Annotated in this window: 19 protein-coding genes; 5 read left to right on the plus strand and 14 right to left on the minus strand. The window is 66.9% G+C overall.

All coding sequences use genetic code 11. The features are described 5' to 3' along the window. Positions 1–23: 23 nt before the first annotated feature. The 4 genes from JW876_11660 to rsxA all read right to left on the minus strand — a co-directional run bounded on the left by JW876_11660 (position 24) and on the right by rsxA (position 3,975). Positions 24–1,007: an RnfABCDGE type electron transport complex subunit D gene (locus JW876_11660; protein MBN1886162.1), complete on the minus strand. Its 984-nt coding sequence runs from the start codon at positions 1,005–1,007 to the stop codon at positions 24–26. A 183-nt stretch (positions 1,008–1,190) separates the two neighbouring features. Beyond that, positions 1,191–2,513 carry an electron transport complex subunit RsxC gene (gene rsxC / locus JW876_11665; GenBank protein MBN1886163.1) on the minus strand — a complete coding sequence of 441 codons (1,323 nt, stop codon included), beginning with the start codon at positions 2,511–2,513 and terminating at the stop codon, positions 1,191–1,193. Beyond that, positions 2,510–3,340, minus strand: coding sequence for an RnfABCDGE type electron transport complex subunit B (locus JW876_11670; GenBank protein ID MBN1886164.1), 831 nt, complete (start codon positions 3,338–3,340; stop codon positions 2,510–2,512). Before JW876_11670 ends, rsxC begins: the two co-directional genes overlap by 4 nt. Before the next feature lie 53 nt (positions 3,341–3,393). After that, entirely contained in the window at positions 3,394–3,975 is a 582-nt protein-coding gene (gene rsxA, locus JW876_11675) for an electron transport complex subunit RsxA (GenBank protein ID MBN1886165.1), read from the minus strand. Positions 3,976–4,212: 237 nt separating this feature from the next. Between rsxA and JW876_11680 the strand changes: the two genes are divergently transcribed. Both JW876_11680 and JW876_11685 read left to right on the plus strand, forming a co-directional pair. Beyond that, complete coding sequence (locus JW876_11680) at positions 4,213–4,413, plus strand: hypothetical protein (protein MBN1886166.1); 201 nt, start codon at positions 4,213–4,215, stop codon at positions 4,411–4,413. A 73-nt stretch (positions 4,414–4,486) separates the two neighbouring features. Then, the gene (locus JW876_11685) at positions 4,487–5,443 is read left to right on the plus strand and encodes a GNAT family N-acetyltransferase (GenBank protein ID MBN1886167.1); all 957 of its coding nucleotides are present in this window, start codon (positions 4,487–4,489) and stop codon (positions 5,441–5,443) included. Between the two features lie 11 nt (positions 5,444–5,454). Here JW876_11685 and JW876_11690 read toward each other — a convergent pair whose 3' ends face one another. Beyond that, positions 5,455–6,330, minus strand: coding sequence for a radical SAM protein (locus JW876_11690; GenBank protein MBN1886168.1), 876 nt, complete (start codon positions 6,328–6,330; stop codon positions 5,455–5,457). Positions 6,331–6,778: 448 nt separating this feature from the next. Between JW876_11690 and JW876_11695 the strand changes: the two genes are divergently transcribed. The 3 genes from JW876_11695 (at position 6,779) to JW876_11705 (ending at position 11,055) form a co-directional block, all read left to right on the plus strand. Continuing rightward, on the plus strand, positions 6,779–7,393 hold the full coding sequence (locus JW876_11695; GenBank protein ID MBN1886169.1) for a hypothetical protein: 615 nt from the start codon (positions 6,779–6,781) through the stop codon (positions 7,391–7,393). Positions 7,394–7,426: 33 nt separating this feature from the next. Further along, positions 7,427–8,416: a PD-(D/E)XK nuclease family protein gene (locus JW876_11700; protein MBN1886170.1), complete on the plus strand. Its 990-nt coding sequence runs from the start codon at positions 7,427–7,429 to the stop codon at positions 8,414–8,416. A gap of 80 nt (positions 8,417–8,496) precedes the next feature. After that, positions 8,497–11,055 carry a glycogen/starch/alpha-glucan phosphorylase gene (locus tag JW876_11705; GenBank protein MBN1886171.1) on the plus strand — a complete coding sequence of 853 codons (2,559 nt, stop codon included), beginning with the start codon at positions 8,497–8,499 and terminating at the stop codon, positions 11,053–11,055. 15 nt (positions 11,056–11,070) lie between these two features. Here the strand turns inward: JW876_11705 and JW876_11710 are convergent, their stop codons facing one another. The 9 genes from JW876_11710 to JW876_11750 all read right to left on the minus strand — a co-directional run bounded on the left by JW876_11710 (position 11,071) and on the right by JW876_11750 (position 18,358). After that, on the minus strand, positions 11,071–11,679 hold the full coding sequence (locus JW876_11710) for a hypothetical protein (protein MBN1886172.1): 609 nt from the start codon (positions 11,677–11,679) through the stop codon (positions 11,071–11,073). Positions 11,680–11,734: 55 nt separating this feature from the next. Next, complete coding sequence (locus tag JW876_11715) at positions 11,735–12,715, minus strand: DUF21 domain-containing protein (GenBank protein MBN1886173.1); 981 nt, start codon at positions 12,713–12,715, stop codon at positions 11,735–11,737. Continuing rightward, entirely contained in the window at positions 12,702–13,973 is a 1,272-nt protein-coding gene (locus JW876_11720; GenBank protein MBN1886174.1) for an HlyC/CorC family transporter, read from the minus strand. Before JW876_11720 ends, JW876_11715 begins: the two co-directional genes overlap by 14 nt. Before the next feature lie 45 nt (positions 13,974–14,018). After that, positions 14,019–14,816, minus strand: a complete 798-nt coding sequence (locus JW876_11725; GenBank protein ID MBN1886175.1) for a tetratricopeptide repeat protein — start codon at positions 14,814–14,816, stop codon at positions 14,019–14,021. 11 nt (positions 14,817–14,827) lie between these two features. Then, positions 14,828–15,343: a peptidoglycan-associated lipoprotein Pal gene (pal, locus tag JW876_11730; protein MBN1886176.1), complete on the minus strand. Its 516-nt coding sequence runs from the start codon at positions 15,341–15,343 to the stop codon at positions 14,828–14,830. A gap of 176 nt (positions 15,344–15,519) precedes the next feature. Then, the gene (locus tag JW876_11735; protein ID MBN1886177.1) at positions 15,520–16,770 is read right to left on the minus strand and encodes a PD40 domain-containing protein; all 1,251 of its coding nucleotides are present in this window, start codon (positions 16,768–16,770) and stop codon (positions 15,520–15,522) included. Between the two features lie 2 nt (positions 16,771–16,772). Next, positions 16,773–17,399 carry a TonB family protein gene (locus JW876_11740; GenBank protein MBN1886178.1) on the minus strand — a complete coding sequence of 209 codons (627 nt, stop codon included), beginning with the start codon at positions 17,397–17,399 and terminating at the stop codon, positions 16,773–16,775. A gap of 25 nt (positions 17,400–17,424) precedes the next feature. Then, positions 17,425–17,823, minus strand: a complete 399-nt coding sequence (locus JW876_11745; GenBank protein MBN1886179.1) for a biopolymer transporter ExbD — start codon at positions 17,821–17,823, stop codon at positions 17,425–17,427. A 1-nt stretch (position 17,824) separates the two neighbouring features. After that, positions 17,825–18,358, minus strand: coding sequence for a MotA/TolQ/ExbB proton channel family protein (locus JW876_11750; protein ID MBN1886180.1), 534 nt, complete (start codon positions 18,356–18,358; stop codon positions 17,825–17,827). Positions 18,359–18,537 lie beyond the last annotated feature (179 nt).

The following is an 18,537-nucleotide window of genomic DNA, read 5'->3' on the forward strand; positions in this document are numbered from 1 at the left end:
TCTTTCCTCCCGCCGGTGCGGCGTTACGAGGCCGCGGCCCGCTTCACCGCGCCGAAAACCGTCGGTTTCGTGTAGCGGTCGATGAGCGGCGTCGCGGCGTTCATGAGCAATATGGCGAACGACACGCCCTCCGGGTACGCCCCGAAGAGCCGGATGACCATCGTGATGATCCCGCAGCCGGCGCCGAAGATCAGCATCCCCCGTTTCGCCAGCGGGCTCGTCACGTAATCGGTGGCCATGTAGAGCGCGCCGATGAAGAGGCCGCCGGTGATCACGTGGAAGCTCGCGTCGACGAAGCGAGACGGGTCTGCCAGATGGGCGATCCCGGCGAAGATCCACACGCTCGCGATGAAGGCGACGGGGATGTGCCAGGAGATCACCTTCTTCGCGATCAGGAAGACGCCGCCGATGAGAAGCAGGATCACCGAGGTCTCGCCGAGGCAGCCGGCGCGGTTGCCGATGACGAGGTCGAGCACCTGGTCGCGCGTCATGGCGAATCCCTCGACACTGCCCGTCTCGAGGAGCGCCTCGCGCAGGCGCGTGAGCGGCGTGGCGGTGGTGACCGCGTCCATCCCCCACCGCGACGGGGCGACCCACCCGGCCGTCATCTGCACGGGAAAGGAGAGGAGCAGAACGACCCGGCCGACCAGCGCCGGGTTGAAGGGATTGTACCCGAGCCCCCCGTAGAGCTGCTTCGCGATCACGATCGCGAAGAATGCGCCGACCACGACGAGCCACCACGGGGCCGTCGCGGGGAGGTTGAGCGCGAGGAGGAGGCCGGTGAGAACGGCGCTCCAGTCGCCGATCCTGACGGGGCGGCCGGCGATCCGCTGGAAGAGGGCCTCGAAGACGACCGCAGACAGGATCGAGACGCCGACGACGCGCACCGCGGCGAGACCGAAGATGTAGAAGGAGAAGAGGGTCGCGGGGGCCAGGGCCAGGACGACGAGCTTCATGATCCCGGCGACGGTTCGGCCGTCGTGTACGTGCGGCGAGGCGCTCACGATGAAGCGCGGCCCGGGCTCGTCCTTCTTCTTCGCCGTCGGCGCGGTTGGCTTTCCGGGCGCTTCCCCGCCCGCGGGCGTTCCGTCCCCGCCGGGGCGCGTTCCCTGTTCTTTCTCTTCCACCGGAACCTCCTGCCCGGCCGCCGCGGCGGCCGGTCGTCTGCTGTCGTTCGTGCCGGCCGGCTCTCAGCCCGCCTTGCGCGCCTTCGCGCGGAGTTCCGCCTTCGCCCGCCGGAAATGCTGGACGAGGGGGCGCCGGGAGGGACAGACGTAGGCGCAACAGCCGCATTCCATGCAGTCGTTCACGCCCGTCTCCCCCGCATCGTCGAAACGCATCCGCTCGACGAGGATGCTGAGCGTCGAGGGATCGAGCCGCATCGGGCAGGCTTCGACGCAGCGTCCGCACCGGATGCAGGCGTCGGAGACGAACTGCGCCACCTCGTCCCGCCTGAGCAGGACGATGCCGCTCGTTCCCTTCGTCACGGCCGCGGCGAGCGAATACTGCGAAACGCCCATCATCGGGCCGCCGCTGATGATCTTTCCCGTCTCCCCGCTCATCCCGCCGCAGAATGCCACGATATCCTCGAAGGGCGTCCCCACCCGGACGAGGAGGTTCTTCGGCTCGGCGATTGCGCGCCCCGTGACCGTGAGGACGCGTTCGATGAGCGGCCGGTTGAACCGGACCGCCTCGCGGGCGGCCCTGCATGTCGCGACGTTCTGCACGAGGACGCCGACGTCCATCGGCAGCCCGCCTGCCGGCACCCGGCGGCCGGTGACCGCGAAGATGAGCTGCTTTTCCGCCCCCTGGGGATAAACGACGTCGAGCGCCGCCACCTCGAAGCCCTCGCGCCCGGCCGCGCGCTCGCGCATCGCCGCTATGGCATCGGGCTTGTTCTTCTCGATGCCGACGATCACCCGGCCGACTTCGATGACTCGCGCGAAGAGAGCCGCGCCGTCGAGGATCTCCTCGGCGTGCTCGACCATCATCCGGTGATCGGCGGAGAGATAGGGCTCGCACTCCGCGCCGTTCAGAACGAGGACGTCGATCGGCTTCTCCGGGGGCGGGGAGAGCTTCACGTGCGTCGGGAAGGTGGCGCCGCCCATGCCGACGAGCCCGCCGTCGTGCACGAGATCCCTGATCTCCGCGGAAGAGAGCGCGTCGACGTCTCGCTCGACGTCGCACCCGTCCGCCCAGCGGTCATTTCCGTCCGGCTCGATGACGATCGCCGGCAGGTCGGTCCCCACCGGATGGGGGAAGGTGTCGATCGCCGCGACGACGCCCGAGACGGGCGCGTGCACGGGTGTCGAGACGAATCCGCCGCTCTCGGCGATCACCTGCCCCTTCAGGACCGCGTCCCCCTTCTTCACGACCGCCTTCGACGGGGCGCCGAGATTCTGCGAGAGATAGACGACGAGCCGCCCGGGGACGGGCATCGTCTCGATCGGCTTCCCGCGCGAGAGATCCTTGTTGTAGTCGGGATGAACGCCTCCGAAGAACCGGCCCATCACCTCTCACCTCCCGCGGCGGCGTCGAGGTCCGCCAACCCGTCGAGTTTCCGCACGTGGATCGTCTTCATCGGGCACTCGCCGGCGATCTCCGGCGGAATCTCCGCCTCGTAGTCGACGACGGCGAGGTTGCGGTCCATCGCGATCGCTCCCTCAGGCGCGGCCTTCACGCATTTCATGCAGCCGATGCACCCGACGGCGCACACCTTCCGCGTCTTCGCCCCCTTGTCGTGGGACGAGCAGAGGATGTGGATTGTCCGGTCGGCGGGAACCATCCTGATGATCCCCTTCGGACAGGCGTCCACGCACTTCGTGCAGCCGGTGCAGCGCGCCGGGTCGACGACGGCGAGGCCGGCGCCGGTCATGTCGATCGCGCCGAACGGGCAGACGCCGGCGCAGGTCCCGAGGCCGAGGCAGCCGTAGGCGCAGGACTTGTCGCCGCCGAAGAGGAGGGCGGCGGAGTTGCAGTCCCGGACCCCGTTGTACCAGAAACGCCTGCGGGCCGATTCGTCGCCGCCGTTGCACATCACCATGGCGACCCGCCGGACGCCTCCGCCGGCGAAGTCCTGTCCCATGATGGCGGCGATGGCGCGGGCCACGGCCGCGCCGCCGACGGGGCAGGCGTCGATGTCGGCCTTCCCCTCGGCGATGCGCCGGGCGAGCTCCGAACAACCGGGCAGGCCGCAGGCGCCGCAGTTCGCGCCGGGGAGCGCTTCCTCGATCTTCTCGGCACGGGGATCGACGTCGACGGCGAAGACGCGCGCCGCGATGGCGAGGACGAAGCTCAGCGCGAGCGCGACCGCCGCGAGTGCCAGAATCGCTGTCAGCATCGGTTACCTGTCCTCCGGTGGAAATCCGCCAGGCGCCGGCCGCCGGCGCGCACCTACAGCCTCACAAGACCGGTGAAGCCCATGAAGGCGAGCGAGAGCAGCCCCGCCGTGATGAGCCCGATCGCCGTGCCGCGGAAGGGCAGCGGCGTGTCGCAGAGCTCGATCCGCTCGCGCAGCCCCGAGAAGAGCACCATCGCGAGCCCGAAGCCGAGCGCGGCCCCGATCGCGAAGACGATCGTCTCGAGGAGGTTGAAATCCTTCTGTATGTTGAGCATGGCGACGCCGAGCACCGCGCAGTTCGTCGTGATCAGCGGGAGGAAGATCCCGAGGGCCTTGTAGAGGGCCGGGCTCAGCTTCTGCAGGGCGAGCTCGACGAGCTGGACGAGACTCGCGATGACGAGGATGAACGAGACCGTCTGCAAGTAGGTGAGGCCGAAGGGAACGAGAACGTGATGATAGACGACCCACGTGACGACGGCGGCCATCGTCATGACGAAGAGCACCGCCCCACTCATGCCGACGGCCGTCTTCAGCCGCTTCGACACGCCGAGGAAGGGACAGATGCCGAGAAACCGCATCAACACGTAGTTGTTGACGAGTACGGCGCTGATGATGATGATCACGAGCTTTCCCATGAGACTCCCCCGCCGGCTTGGGGCGAACGATTGCGAAAGAGCGCCGGACCGCGGCCCGGCGGGTCAAACGCGAAAAAGGTAATACAGCATCCCGGATATTGCAACCCTATTCCTCGAGCGCGGCCCGGGAACCGGCACGGGGCGCGCCACGGGCCTGGAACCTCGTAACACACCGTCCAGGAGAGAGTTGCGACGATCAGAAAACGAGGCGCGCGCCGGAGGCCCTCGGGCAGAACGATGTCGAGATTGCCGTGGGAACCGATCAGGGCGAACGCGCCCGTCTCGAGCACGGTCACCGCGGCGAGTCTGATCCCCGCGCCGGTTTGTTCGTCGACGACCGGGCAGCGGAGCGTGGCGGCGGCAGCGCCGCCGCCGACCCGATCGTCCCGGCACATCCCCGGGTTGCCGTTCGAACGGGAGGAACGACTCGAACGTTGACGGGAACCGGAGAATCCGTTACATTCGCCATGTCGAATCGTGCGGACAACGATCTTCTCGCCGTTGGAGATACATGGAATTTCGCGTCGTCGATCGCCGGTCGCTGGACGAGGACGACTGGTCGGACCTCGTCGGCACCGGTTCGTTTTTTCATACGATCCACTGGGCCGACGTCTGCGTCGCCGGTCTCCCCCGGGGGGTCGAGGCGGTCTTTCTCTGCGGCTACGAGACGGGCCGGCTCGTCGCCGGCATGCCCGCGGTGATCACGCGCCACTTCGGCATGCGCTCGTTCTACGCGATGCCCTACGGCACGTACGGCCACGCCCTGTTCCGCGAGGCGACCCCGGAGAGGAAACGCGGGTTCTACGGGCACCTCCTCGACCACCTGCGCGCCGGCGGCTACTCCCGCATCGTCATCACCGATTTCAACGGCGGCCTCGGCGGGATCGATCGGGATTTCCTCGAACAGCGGGACTGTTTCACGCACGTCATCAGCCTCAACGGCGACGGCGAGCACACCCCGCCGGACAAGAAGCTCAACGGCCACATCAGGAGCGGCCAGCGCGCCCTGACCGAGATCGTGCGGATCGACGACGGGGATCGTCTCGACGAATTCTACCGGCTCTACTCGCTCACCGAGCGCCGCCACGGCGCCGTCAGGCCCCTCTACCGGAAACGGTTCTTCCGGGCGCTCCTCGAGAAACTCGGCGGCTCCTCCATGCTCTACTGGAACGGGCTGAACGAGGGCGGCCGCCTCGTCGGATCGTGCATCAACTTCATCCACGGCGACACGCTCTTCAACTGGCAGACCGTCTCGGACTACGAGAACCGCCACCTCAAACCCAACCATGTCCTGCTCGCCGACGCGATCGAGCGGGGCGCCGCGACGGGTGTCAAGATGGTGAACCTCGGCGCCTCGCCGGAGAACGCCCACGGCCTGATCGACTACAAGGAACGCTGGGGGGGCAAACGCGTCGACTACGCCTTCTACGTCGCCGCCTCGGGGCTCCGTCGGCTCCTCCGCCGCTGACCCCGGCGGCTCTACAACCCCCGCATCCACTCCGCGCGAAGGTGCGCCCCGGGATCGGCGATCGCCTCGTCGATCGCCAGGATCAGGCGCTCTCGATCCTTGCGGAGCGTCCCGGCGAGCGGAAGCCGGTTCGACGCATGGTTGCTCCGGAAGATGCACCGGTCGACGTCGAGACAATCGACGAGCGTGCGCAGCTCGGCGAGGTCGTCCATCGGCGTGTTGAAGGCGAATCCCTCCCCCATCTCCCGGGCGAAGTCGTCGGCGCGCGGGCCGAGCATGAGTGTCAGCGCCGAGAGATACCGGGGCCGGATCCGGTTGACGAGCGACGCCGTCTCCCGGGCGTGGCGGTCGCTTCCCTTTCGTCCCCCGAGCCCCAGGATGACCGTCGCCGAGAGCTTGAGCCCCGCCGCCGAGGCGCGAGCGCAGCCGTCGGCCATCTCGTCGGGAGTGGCGCCCTTGTCGATGCGCGCGAGCACGCCGGGGTCGCCGGATTCGATGCCGTAGTAGAGTATCGCGAGTTTCAGCTCGCGCAGCCGCTCGAGATCGCCGACGGTCCGGCGGAGCAGGTTCTGCGGCGTCGCGTACGCGCTCACCCGCTGGAGAGCGGGAAAGGAGACGCCGATGTGCTCGAGTATCCGGACGAGGCAATCCACCGGCAGCGCGAGCGCGTCGCCGTCGGCGAGGAAAACGCGGCGAACGCCGGGAAGAACCGCCGCCGCCTCGTCGATCTCGCGGCAAAGATCCTCCCACGGCCTGGCGCGGAACCGCTTGCCCTTGTACATGTAACAGAATCGGCACCGGTTGTGCGAGCACCCGATCGTGGCCTGCAGGATCAGCGACTCCGCCTCGCTCGGGGGCCGGTACAACGGCTCATCGTATGTAAACATTTCTTGACTTTTCCTTCTTTCCGACTAAAAATGTATTTTATTAGGGAACGATTGTCTGTTAGAAGGAAAGTGCAGCGTTCCCTTCCTCCTGCGGAAAGTCCGCGATAGTGGCGAACCCGACAGGCAGGATGATATCGGACATCGTCGTCGACTGTCTGCATGTTTTCTGCATGGAGAGATCGATCGCCCGACACGGGTAACGGTTCCTTGAAAAAAGAAGCCCGGCGGATACGATCGCCGGGAACGGGGATGCGCCGCACGTCGCCCGCTTGCATGGCGACCTCTCGCGGACGATCGCATGCCCGGGAAAAGACGAATTTTCTGTTTCGTGCTCTTCGTCCGGTGTATGATATAATGCGTTCGTGATTTACACCATCAGATTCCGGCCTTGCGGCCTTGACGTTTTCTATAGTCAGTGGATGTATCCAGCAAGCGAAAGGAGACGCCCATGCGCAGGATCCAGAAGAACAAGATCGGTTTGAGCGGCAAACTCTTCGCCCAGGCGCTGTTCCTGCGGGACAGCATCGGGTGCTCGTCGGCGGAAGGCGAATTCGACCTCATCGTCAGTCTCGACAAGCCGATCAGGGATTACCGTGCCCTCGTCGTCTCCAACCTCCGGCCGAAACAGGCGGGAGGCAAGGGCAAGCCGGCGCTCGACTGGTGGATCAGGGAAAAGCACGATGCCGACTTCATCGTCTGCGTCGACCTGAGCACCCTGCGGGCCTGGCTGTTCCATCGCGACGAGATGGACTCCTTCGCCCAGCAGCGCACCTCCGGCAAGATGCACTTCTACATGTACACCGACCGTGACGTGGCGCTCCGCGGCAACAAGAACATGAAATTCGACTTCGAGTTCGAGCCCTATCGGCTGGAGAACCGCCTCTACCGCGGCGTCTTCGACGACCACAAACCGATGCACAAGCCGATCCGGCGCCGCGCCCGCCGCGCGATCGTCGAGGACCCGACGCGGAAGATCGCGCCGAAGCAGGCGACGAAGACCGCGGCGAAGCCTCGCCGCCGGACCACGGCTTCGCGCCGGAAGACGAAGGCGAAGGCGAAGTAGCCGTCGCGGCGCGTGCCGGCAGGGCAGGAAACGATGGCCTTCCGGAATCGATTCGGCTATTCCCTCTCGCGGGAATCGACGCTGGATGCCTGCCCGCGCAGGTACCTTTTCCATTACTACGTGTCGTGGGGCGGATGGACCGCCGGCGCGCCGGCGATCGCGCGCGAGGCGTTCAAGCTCAAGCGCCTCGTTTCCCTTCCCCTCTGGCGGGGACAACTCGTCCATTACGTCGCCACGATGGTCCTCCGGTCGATGCGCCTGAAGCATCGCATCCCCGCGAGGGGGGACGTCGTCCGGTACGCCCTCGAACGCTTCGCCGCGCAGCTCGACTTCTCGGGCGATCGCCGGTACCTGACCGCGCCGAAGAAACGCGGGGGGAAACTCGACATCGACTGGCTCGCCCTCTTCGAACACGAGTACGAGCTTCCCCTTCCGCCCGGGCGCATCGAGCGGGCGCGGCACGAGTGCGTGGCCTCCGTCGAGGGGCTCCTCGACAGCCCCATCCTCGCCGAGCTTCTGGAGACGGATGCCGGAACGTGGCGTATCGAGGATCTCGACCGTGCCGAGTTCTCGCAGTCATTCGTCTTCGGCGAAGTGACCGTCTTCGCCAAAACCGATCTCTGCTACCGGGGACGGGACGGCGTCTTCAACATCGTCGACTGGAAGACGGGCGGCGGCGGATCGGCCCGGACCGGGGTGCAGCTCGGGATCTACGCCTACTGGGCGACGGAGGTGCTCGGGGAGCCGATCGACGCGATACGCCTCCGCGAGGTCACACTCGCCTCCGGCGGCAAAATCCGCGACCATTTCGTCGACGCGGAGCGTCTCGAGACCTTCCACGAACACATCGAACGGGGCATCGCGCGCCTGGCCGATCTTGTCGTGGATGGCGACACGGAACGCAACGAGGCCCGTCCGCCCAGCGATTTTCCGCGGATCGACGATGCCGCGGCGTGCCGCGCATGCAATTTCTACCGCATCTGCCGGGATCCCGGATCGTCGCTCCGGCTCCCGGGCACGTGACGAGGCGGGGGCATTTTCCCCTTTCAATGATGCCGGGACCGCGCGCATACTGACGCCGCGCCGACCGCGCGGAGGAAATGATGAGACAGAGCGAGCTCTTCAGGAAATGGGGGATCTTCCACAAGGGGATGGATCGCGAGAGCATCGCGATGGGGTTCGCGAACCACCTCGAGTATTCCCTCTCGAAGGACCAGTACACGGCGACCGTCCGCGATCTCTACCACGCGCTCGCCCTCACGGCGCGCGACCGGCTCATCGAGCAGTGGATCCGCACGCAGCAGCACTACTACGACGTGGACGCCAAGCGCGTCTACTACCTTTCGGCCGAATACCTGCTCGGCCGCGCCCTCGTCGACAATCTCGTCAATCTAAACATCTACGCGGAGACCCGCGAGGCGATGGCCACGCTCAACCTCGACATCGACGAGCTCGCCGGGCAGGAACCCGACGCGGGGCTGGGCAACGGCGGTCTCGGACGGCTCGCCGCCTGCTTTCTCGACTCGATGGCCGCGCTGGAGCTTCCCTCCTACGGTTACGGGATCAGGTACGAATTCGGGATCTTCGACCAGGCGATCCGCGACCTCGGCCAGGTCGAGCTCCCCGACTGCTGGCTGAAATACGGAAATCCATGGGAGATCGAGCGTCCGGAGTACAGCTTCACCGTCAAATTCCACGGCCGCACCCGCGACACGACCTGGCCGGACGGTTCGCAGCGGACGCTCTGGGTCGACACGAGAGACGTCCTGGGCGTCGCCCACGACACGCCGATCGCCGGGTACGACAACACGACGGTCAACACGCTGCGGCTCTGGGCCTCGCGTGCGTCGAAGGAGTTCGACCTCGAGTACTTCCAGAACGGGGACTATCTCAAGGCGGTCGAGGAGAAGAACCTCTCGGAGAACATCTCGAAGGTCCTCTACCCGAGCGACACGAACGACCAGGGCCGCGAGCTCAGGCTCAAGCAGCAGTATTTCTTCGTCTCCTGCTCGATCCAGGACATCGTCAGACGCTACCTCGTCAACCACGACACCTTCGACGTGTTCCCCGAGAAGGTCGCCATCCAGATGAACGACACCCACCCCTCGCTCGCCGTCGTCGAGCTGATGCGCCTCCTCGTCGACGAACAGCACCTGCCGTGGGAGCAGGCGTGGGATATCACGACGCGCTCATGCGCCTACACCAACCACACGATCCTCGCGGAGGCGCTCGAGGAATGGCCGGTCCAGATCTTCGGCTCCCTGCTGCCGCGCCACCTCCAGATCGTCTACGAGATCAACCGGCGGTTCCTCCGCGACGTCTCCATCGCCCATCCCGGCGACGACGACCGCGCGCGCCGCATGTCGATCGTGCGCGAGGACGCGGGCAGGAAGATCCGCATGTCCCACCTCGCGATCGTCGGCTCCCACGCCGTCAACGGGGTTGCCCGGCTCCACACGGGCCTTCTCCGCGAGGGGATCTTCCGCGATTTCGACGATTTCTTTCCCGGCCGCATCCGGAACGTGACGAACGGCATCACCCCGCGGCGATGGCTCCTCGCCGCGAATCCCGCCCTGGCCGGGCTGGTGAGCGGGGCGATCGGCACGGACTGGGTCAGGAACCTCGACGAGCTCCGCCGCCTCGAGGCGTACGCCGACGACGCCGGCTTCCGCAGCCGGTTCGCCGCGGTGAAGAAGCAAAACAAATCCGCCCTGGCGGACCTCGCCGAGGATCTCACCGGCTACCTCGTCGATCCCGACACGATCTTCGACGTCCAGGTGAAACGGATCCACGAGTACAAGCGCCAGCTCCTCAACATCCTCCACGTCATCTACCTCTGGGTGCGGCTCAAGGAGGAGCCGGAATTCAGGCTTCACCCGCGGACCTTCGTCTTCGCCGGCAAGGCGGCCCCCGATTACGAGGCGGCGAAGCTGATCATCCGTCTCATCTGCCACACGGCCGAGATGATCAACACCGACCCGGTGACGCGCGAGACGCTGCGTGTCGTCTTCCTCCCCAACTACCGCGTGACGCTCGCCGAACGCATCATTCCCGCTGCGGACGTCTCCGAGCAGATCTCGACGGCGGGCTACGAGGCATCCGGAACGGGCAACATGAAGCTCGCCCTGAACGGCGCCCTGACCGTCGGCACGCTCGACGGCGCGACGGTGGAGATCGCCGGAGAGGTGGGCAGGGAGAATCTCTTCCTCTTCGGTCTCGAGGCGAACGAGGTCGCCGCGCTCCGGCCCGTCTACGACCCCCGGGAGTACGCGCGGCGGGATCCGGCGCTCGAGGAGGCGATCGGTCTCGTCGATCGGGGATTCTTCTCGCCCGATCAGCCCGGGCTCTTCCGCCCGCTGGTCGAGCGCCTCCTCAACGAGGATCCCTACCTCGTCCTCGCCGACTTCGCCGATTATCACCGGTGCCAGATGGATGTCGACCGGATCTACCGAGACCGCGACGAGTGGCTGCGGCGGGCGATCCTGAACGTCGCGCGGATGGGCCGTTTCTCCTCCGACCGGTCGATCGCGGACTACAACCGGAAGATATGGCGCGCCGAGCCCGTCTCCATTCCTCCCGAACGTATCCGCCCGTTGGGCGAGGCGGACAAGATCTTCGGCGGAACGCCCGGCCGTGGCACGGCGGGCAAAGCGACCGGATGAGTTCGGCTGTCCCCCTCACCCGAACAGCATCACGCCGTACATGACCCCCCCGGCCACGAGGGGAATCTTGATGTTGTCGTCGAGCCCGGGCGTGGGGGCGAGCTCGGCGAGCGCGCCGGCCGCCGCCCCCGCGAGGGCGATCCGCGTGGATGGGACGAAGAGACGGATGAGGACGAGGCAGACGGCGAAGGAGGCGAGCGCCCCCTCGACGGACTTCTCTCCCCACCGCACCCGCCCTGCGAACCTGCCGACGATCCCCGCCACCTGGTCGCCGACGGCGAGGCAGACGACGCACCCGATCGCGATCCCGGGCGGGAACACCAGCACGCAGAGTGTGAGCGAGGCGACGTAGTAGAAGGAGGTGTTCATCCCTTCGCGCTCCTTCGAGGAGGCGAGATGCCGCAGGTGGCGCCAGAAGAGATAGCGGCCGTACCGGGTGCGGAACCGGAAGACGTCGAGTATGAAGAGCAGGAGAGACGCGGCGGCGAGGATGAGAACGGGCAAGCGGCGGTCGTGGCGCCAGACGAGCAGCCCCGCGACGATCGCCAGGCCGCCGAGGACGTGCCACAGCACACGCAGCAGGTTGACGTCGCCGTTCGGCGTGCAAAGGCTCCATTTCTTCATGCGCCGAGTATAGCGGGCCGCGCCCCCGGGGGCAACGGCCGATCGAGACCGTCCGTCACTCGTCGTACTCGTTCGCGATGTCGCCGATGATGTGCTCGAGCACGTCCTCGAGCGTGACGATCCCCAGCCAGTTTCCATCGCTTCCCGTGACGACGGCGAGGTGGATCGCGCTTTCCTTCATCTGGACGAGCAGCCGCTCGGCCGGCGCGTCGACGTCGACGAAGACAGGATCGTGCATGACGTCCCCGAGGCGTTCCCCGCCGTCGAGCCCGAGCAGATCGAAGAGGGAGATCACGCCGACGACCCGGTGATCCGGCGAGAGGATCGGGAACCGCGAATAGGTGTGGCGCCTCGCGTCCTCGATCGTCTCCCCCACCGTCGCCGTCGCCGCGAAGGAGATCACCTTCTCCCGCGGAACGAGGAGCTCTCCGGTGAGGACGCGCCTGAAATGGAAGACACGGTCGATCAGCATCCGCTCCCGCCGCTCGACGACACCGTCGCGCTTTCCCCGGCTGTACAGGTAGACGAGTTCCTCCCGGGAGGCGAGGAGATCGCGGCGGTCGTCGCCGGCCCCGGTGAGGCGCAGGAGCGCCCGCACGAGAAGCGTGGCGGGAAAGGCGATGGGCCAGAGGACGAACTGGAAGACCCGCAGGAGCGGTCCGACGAGCAGGGAGACACGGTCCGCCTGGTAGATGAAGGCGGCTTTCGGGATCACCTCGCCGAAGACGAGGATGAGGGGCGTCATGACGGCGGTCGCCACGGCGGCGCCCGACTCCCCGAACCAGCGGACGGTGAGGGCCGTTGCGGTCGCCGTGCAGACGACGACGGCGATGTTGGTGCCGACGAGGACGATGCTGAAGAAGGACTCGCTCGAGGAGAGCAGCCGCTCCACGGCGCGGGCGCGCCGGTTGCCCCGGGCGGCGCGGTGATGGAGCTTCACCTTGTTGCACGAGACGACCGCCGACTCGGCGCCGGCGAAGAAGCCCGCGGCCATGAGGGAGACGACGACGATCGCGATCAGGCTAGCGGCGCCCATCGGTCTCCTTCCGTTCTCCTCGTTCGATCTTGATCTTGCAGACACGCGTCTTCTCCGCCGAGAGGACGAGGAACCGCAATCCCGCGATGTCGAAGGACTCACCCTCTCGCGGGATGCGGCCGATCTCCTCGAGGAGATACCCCCCCACCGTCTCGACGTCCCGCGAATCCAGCGCCGTGCCGAGGATGTCGTTGACGTCCTCGAGACGCATCGCTCCCTCCGCGATCATGTGCTCGCGGTCGATCATGATGTATTCGGGCACATCGGGCTCGCGCCGGTCGCGGATCTCGCCGAAGATCTCCTCCAGGATGTCCTCGAGGGTGACGATGCCGTCGAAGGCCCCGTATTCGTCGACCACGATCACCATGTGCCGCCGCGCCGAGATCAGCTCGCCGAAGAGCTCGCGCGTCTTCTTGCTTCCCGGCGCGAAGAGGGGCTCGCGCATCGCCTCGCGCAGGTGGACGCGCTCGTCCCGCCCGTAGGAAAGGAGGTCCCGGGCCATGAGGATGCCGACGATGTTGTCCGATTCCCCCTCGTGGACCGGGACACGGCTGAAACCGCGCTCCCTGACCTGGATGATCGCCTCGTTGAGGGGCGTTTCGACGTCGAGGGTGAATACCTCAACGCGCGGGGTCTGTATCTCGCGCAGCGTCGTCTCCGTGGAAAGGAAGAGATTGCGGAGTATCTCGTGCTCGAACTCGTCGAGGAGCCCCTGCCTGTGGCCGATCTCGACGGCCGTCGCGAGTTCGCGCCCCTCCATCTCCAGTTGCCGTTCGCCGAGAAGCACACGGCTGCGAGAGACGGCCAAATCGGCGACCGCCCCGAGCACCACACGCACGGGCGTGAATAGAACCATCAGGCCCCGCATGACGGGGGCGGACGACACCGCGATCGTCCGGGCGTGCCGCATCGATACGGATTTGGGGCCGATCTCGCCGAAGATGAGGATCAGGACGGTCATGAAGACCATCGCGATCCCGAGGCCCTTCTCCCCGAACGCCGAGATCGCGAAGGCGGTGACCGCCGAGGTGCTCGCGATGTTGACGAGAAGATTGCCGAACAGGATGGTGACGAGGAGCTTCCTGGGCTCGGCGAGCAGCCGGGAAACGAGCCGCTTGCGCCCTTCCTCCTTCTCCATCTCGACCACGGCGAACCGCGACAGGGAAAAGAAAGCCGTCTCGACGCCCGAGAAGAATGCAGACAGAAAGAGCAGGACGACGACGAGCAGCAGGAGGGAGAGTCGTGGGTCGGGATTCACGGCGCCGTGATCACCATCCGGACGCGATCCGACCGGGGGGCCGAATCAGTCTTCGAGGAGGGACTCGAACCGTTCCTGCGCTGCCGCCGCCTCCTCGCTGTAGGGATACTCCCGCACGAGCTGCCGGACGATGCCGGCGGCGACCGCCTTTTCCCCGATCTTCTCGTAGGAGACGGCCATGCGCAGCAACACGGCCGGCGTCCGCCGCCCCTTCGGGAATTCCCTGCGGATCCGGGCGAACTCGTTCAGCGCGTCGAAGTGCCTGCCCAGTTCCGTGAAGCATTCGCCGCGGATGAAGAGGACCTCCTCGGCGAGGGGATGATCGGCATAGGCGTCGAGGAAGGCCGCCGATTCCTCGATGGCCAGTTCGTACTCGCCCCGGCTGAAGTCGAGGTAGACCTGCCGGTGGATCTCCTCGGGCGGGGGCACGGCCGCGCTGTCGACCGCGGCCGAGTCCGCAGCGGCGGCGTGGGTGTCCGCGGCCGGAACCGGGGGGAAACGCTCTTCCGCGCCGGGCCGCGTGGAGCGCGGCGTCGCCGCCTGCCCCGCGTCGCTGAGCATCTGCCGCAGCGCGTTCAGCCCGTCCTTGATCTCCTCGACGTCGATCTGCGACCGGGCGGCCGCGCCCCGGTCGTAGTCGCGCATCTCGCGCACCTGCCGCTCGAGCTCGCCCAGGCGCTGCCGCATCAGGGCGTTCTCATCGAGCAGGGAATCGATCTTCGCCGAGGAATCGAGCGTGGCGGCGGGGGCGCGGAAAAACGAGCGCCCCCAGCAGCCGCTGCCGGCAAGGGCCGTCACGAGCACGAGAAGGACGGCCCCGCGGAATGATCGACGGTTACTCATGGCCTCGCGAGTTACCTGAGCACCATGTGGGCCCGGCGGTTCTTCGCCCACGCGGCCTCGTCATGGCCGTAGGCGAAGGGCTTTTCCTCGCCGTAACTGACCATCGAGAGCCGCGAGGCGGGCACGCCGTAGGTGGCCAGGAAATCCATGACGGCCTTCGCGCGCTTCTCGCCGAGCGAGATGTTGTACTCGTTCGTGCCGCGCTCGTCGCAGTGCCCCTCGACGAGCAGCGCGATGTCGTCGTGAGCGAGCAGGATCTCGGCGTTGCGTGCCAGGACCTGCTTGTATTTGTCCTGTATGGCGTACTTGTCGAACTCGAAGAAGACGTCCTCGAGCTCGATCGGCTCCTCCTCCACGATCTCCTCGGCCGGTTCCTCCTCCACCTTCTCGAGCGGCGGCGGAGGCGGCGGCGCCACTTCCTGCTCCTCGAGATCGGTCGGCGGCGGGGCGACGTCCTTCTTCGCGCATGCGGGAAGCAGGGCGATGAGCGCGATCATCGCGAGAGCGAGCCACCAGTATCGCTTCATCCGGAAAACCTCCGTGTTGAAAGCCCGGCGCGTCGCCGGGGCGGTTTCACGCATCGTACCTTGCCCCCATGATAGCGGGGACTGGAGCGTTTGCAACTGTTTCTTTCAAAATTCCGTATCCGCCTCCCGCCCGCAGGGCGGGCGGATTCCCGCCCGGCGCCGGACCGCCCGGCCGATCAGTCCTCCCCGGGGGGAAGCGGCGACCACGCGGGGGACTCGCCCCTGACGAGGAGCCGTTTCTCCCCGGAATCGACGTCGATGATGACGATCCAGGGCACTCCCCCGTACCGCACCGTGGCCGCGATGTGCCGGCCGTCGGGAGCCCACGACGGGTCCTCGTACGAATAGTCGTCCTCGTGGATTATCTCCTCGGCGAGCCCGTCCGGGGAGACGAGCTTCAGTCGGTAGCGCCAGCCGTCGCGCGAGACGTAGGCGATCGCGTCCCCGTGGGGCGACCACGCCGGCGAGACGTTGTAGGAACCGCTTTCCGAGAGACGCCTGACGTTCCCGCCGAAGGCGTCGCAGACGTATACCTGCGGAAAGCCGGTGCGATCGGAGACGAAGGCGAGCTCGCGCCCGTTCGGCGCCCAGGTCGGCGAGACGTCGATCGCCCGGTTCCGCGTGATCCGGCGCCTGATCGCCCCGTCGGAACCGAGGACGAAGATCTCGCTGTTCCCCGCCACGCTGAGCGTCGCGACCAGCTCGTCGCTTTCGCCGACGTAGTCGCCGGCGAGATTGATCCCCACGCGGTGCGAGATGACGCGGCGCTTCCCGCGCCGGAGATCGACGAGGTAGAGATCCGGGTTGCCGCGGCGGTAGGAGGTGTAGACGAAGCGCGCATCATCGAGCCAGAGCGGCGAGACGACGATCTCCTCCTTCGTGTAGGCCTTCTCCCCGTGGCCGTCGTAGTCGATCGCGTAGAGGGTCTTCGCCTCCCCTTCCCGGCGGCAGTAGAGGAGCCGGGTCGTGGCGATGCCCCGTTCGCCGACGAGGAAGTAGAGGATCGCGTCCGAGACGTTGTGCGCGGCGAGACGTGCCGCCGTCCGCTCGAAGCGGTAGATCTTGCTGAAGATCACGGCGCGGCTGGAGAAATCCAGCAGCCGGGCCTCGAGGGCGAGCGATTCGCCGTCGGGGAGGAGAGCCCCCTCGAAGATGGCCGCCGCCGTCCGCCCGTCGGGGAGGGAATCCGGGCCGCCGGAGACGCGCACGGGATCGAAGAACCCGGAATAGCGGAGATCCTTCTCGAGCGTCCGCGAGACGAGATCCGCGACCGTGCGGAGCGCCTCCCCGCCGGGCGCCACGTCCCGGACGACGATCGGGATGCGCCCGCGCCCCGTCGTCTCGGTCCGGAGATAGATGTCGGTCTGCCCCGCGACCGGCCGGGACGGCAGGAGAATCAGCAGGGCGAGGAGAAGTCGCTTCGGCATGGTCAATCCCTCTGGACGAACGTGAAATGGATCCCGAGCCACGGCTCGGCGAAGGCCTTCGGCAACGGCGGGAAGGGAACCGAGCTCCTGACGGCCCGCATCGCCGATCGATCGAAGTAGGAATTCCCCGAACTCGTCTCGACGCGCAGGCCGGCGATCCCGCCGCCGCGATCGAGGCGGAAGAAGACGACGCAGGTGAGGCCCGACGTCCCGGCCGACGTGCCGGCGAACCAGTTCTGCGATATCCGGCGCTCGATCGCCGAGAGGTAGTAGGAGAAGGGGAAGCGGGGCGCGTCGACGGTCATCGCCGTCCCGTCGTCGTCCGACTCCGCCACCGTCGTCTCGAGCGGCGTCTCCTCGGGGGGCGCCGGCTCGGGTTCGGGCTCCGGCTCGGGCTTGTTCGGCTTCGGCGTCTCCTTCGGCTTCGTCTCGGGCTTCGGCTCGGAAGGAGGCGGCGGCGAGACCTCCGCTTCCGGCTCCGGCTCCGGCGCGCGGACGGCGGGCTGCAGTATCTTGACGTTGTAGATCTCCGACGGAAGCCTCATCTCGGGCACGATGCGGAAGACCGCCACGAGGGCAGCCAGCAAAAGCGTGTGCATCAGGAGCGATATCAGGAGGGAAAGCCGCATCCGCATCCTTCCCCGCACCCCGCGGTCACTTGCGGTCTTCCTGCTCGGCGATGAGACCGAGATCCTCGATCCCGAGCATCTTCACGCGCGCGATGACGCGCATCACGGCGCCGTAACGGACATCCTGGTCGGCGCGCAGGAAGACGCGCGGGGCCGTCTCGTCGAGCGCCCGGCGCAGCTCGGCGGAGAAGTCCTCCCAGCTCACCTCCCGCTTGTCGATGAATATCGCGCCTTCCTCGTCGATGGAGACCGTCACGCCGTCCTGTTCCTCGATCGCCCTCGCCTCCGCCTTGGGAAGCTTGAGCTCGACGCCGGCCTGCAGGAAGGGTGCGGTGAGCATGAAGACGATCAGCAGCACCATCGTGACGTCGACGAGGTTGGTGATGTTGATCTCGGCGAGGGACGAGTAGCGCGGGCGTTTCATCTCACCCCTCCAGTATCCTGCTCCGGAGCCGCGCCGCGAACATCGCCAGTTCGTCCTCCCGCCGGCGGATCACCCGCAGGATGTAGTTGTAGCCGATCACGGCCGGGATCGCCGCGGCGAGGCCGAAGATCGTCGTTATCAGGGCCTCGGCGATCCCCGGCCCGACAACGTAGAGATCGGCCGAACCGCGCGCTCCCATCGAGAGGAATGAGCTCATGATGCCCCAGACCGTGCCGAGCAGGCCGAGGAAGGGGGAGACGGTGGCCGTCGTGGCGAGAAAGACGAGGTAGGATTCCCAGTCGGAGACGATGCGCCCGGCCGACGATTCGAGGAACCGGTCGAGAAAGGCCGGGTCGCGGAGCACGTCGGCTTCCCGTCCCTCGGGCAGAGAGCGCACGAGCGCCGCCTCGGGGCTCTCGGGAAGGGATCGCCCGCCGTCGCGAACCTCGTCGAGGCTGCGCGCCTCGCCGAAACGGGCGAGAAAGCGGTTGCTTTCCGAACGCGCGCGGCGGAAGAACCTGAATTTCTCCACCATGATCGTCCATGACACGACGGACAGCACCGCCAGGATCGCGAGAATCGTCTTGGCGAGCGTCCCGGTATGAGCGACCAGCCCGGAAAAGCTGTCGGCGATCTGCAGGAACAACGGCACGCGCGAACCTCCCGTGTTCTGTCCTTCTCTCCCGCGTCAGGGGGCACAGTATCATTGTACTC

The organism is Candidatus Krumholzibacteriota bacterium, from assembly GCA_016931295.1.
GTDB lineage: Bacteria > Krumholzibacteriota > Krumholzibacteriia > Krumholzibacteriales > Krumholzibacteriaceae > JAFGEZ01.

What these genes read in the sequence shown, in the direction of transcription:
- JW876_11685 (MBN1886167.1), top strand. Translation starts at nt 4,487, where the DNA reads ATGGAATTTCGCGTCGTCGATCGCCGGTCGCTGGACGAGGACGACTGG.
- JW876_11740 (MBN1886178.1), bottom strand. Translation starts at nt 17,399, where the DNA reads ATGCGGCTTTCCCTCCTGATATCGCTCCTGATGCACACGCTTTTGCTG.
- JW876_11725 (MBN1886175.1), bottom strand. Translation starts at nt 14,816, where the DNA reads ATGAGTAACCGTCGATCATTCCGCGGGGCCGTCCTTCTCGTGCTCGTG.
- JW876_11705 (MBN1886171.1), top strand. Translation starts at nt 8,497, where the DNA reads ATGAGACAGAGCGAGCTCTTCAGGAAATGGGGGATCTTCCACAAGGGG.
- JW876_11735 (MBN1886177.1), bottom strand. Translation starts at nt 16,770, where the DNA reads ATGCCGAAGCGACTTCTCCTCGCCCTGCTGATTCTCCTGCCGTCCCGG.
- JW876_11715 (MBN1886173.1), bottom strand. Translation starts at nt 12,715, where the DNA reads ATGGGCGCCGCTAGCCTGATCGCGATCGTCGTCGTCTCCCTCATGGCC.
- JW876_11690 (MBN1886168.1), bottom strand. Translation starts at nt 6,330, where the DNA reads ATGTTTACATACGATGAGCCGTTGTACCGGCCCCCGAGCGAGGCGGAG.
- JW876_11750 (MBN1886180.1), bottom strand. Translation starts at nt 18,358, where the DNA reads ATGGTGGAGAAATTCAGGTTCTTCCGCCGCGCGCGTTCGGAAAGCAAC.
- JW876_11745 (MBN1886179.1), bottom strand. Translation starts at nt 17,823, where the DNA reads ATGAAACGCCCGCGCTACTCGTCCCTCGCCGAGATCAACATCACCAAC.
- JW876_11695 (MBN1886169.1), top strand. Translation starts at nt 6,779, where the DNA reads ATGCGCAGGATCCAGAAGAACAAGATCGGTTTGAGCGGCAAACTCTTC.
- rsxA (MBN1886165.1), bottom strand. Translation starts at nt 3,975, where the DNA reads ATGGGAAAGCTCGTGATCATCATCATCAGCGCCGTACTCGTCAACAAC.
- JW876_11700 (MBN1886170.1), top strand. Translation starts at nt 7,427, where the DNA reads ATGGCCTTCCGGAATCGATTCGGCTATTCCCTCTCGCGGGAATCGACG.
- pal (MBN1886176.1), bottom strand. Translation starts at nt 15,343, where the DNA reads ATGAAGCGATACTGGTGGCTCGCTCTCGCGATGATCGCGCTCATCGCC.
- JW876_11670 (MBN1886164.1), bottom strand. Translation starts at nt 3,340, where the DNA reads ATGCTGACAGCGATTCTGGCACTCGCGGCGGTCGCGCTCGCGCTGAGC.
- JW876_11680 (MBN1886166.1), top strand. Translation starts at nt 4,213, where the DNA reads ATGTCGAGATTGCCGTGGGAACCGATCAGGGCGAACGCGCCCGTCTCG.
- JW876_11710 (MBN1886172.1), bottom strand. Translation starts at nt 11,679, where the DNA reads ATGAAGAAATGGAGCCTTTGCACGCCGAACGGCGACGTCAACCTGCTG.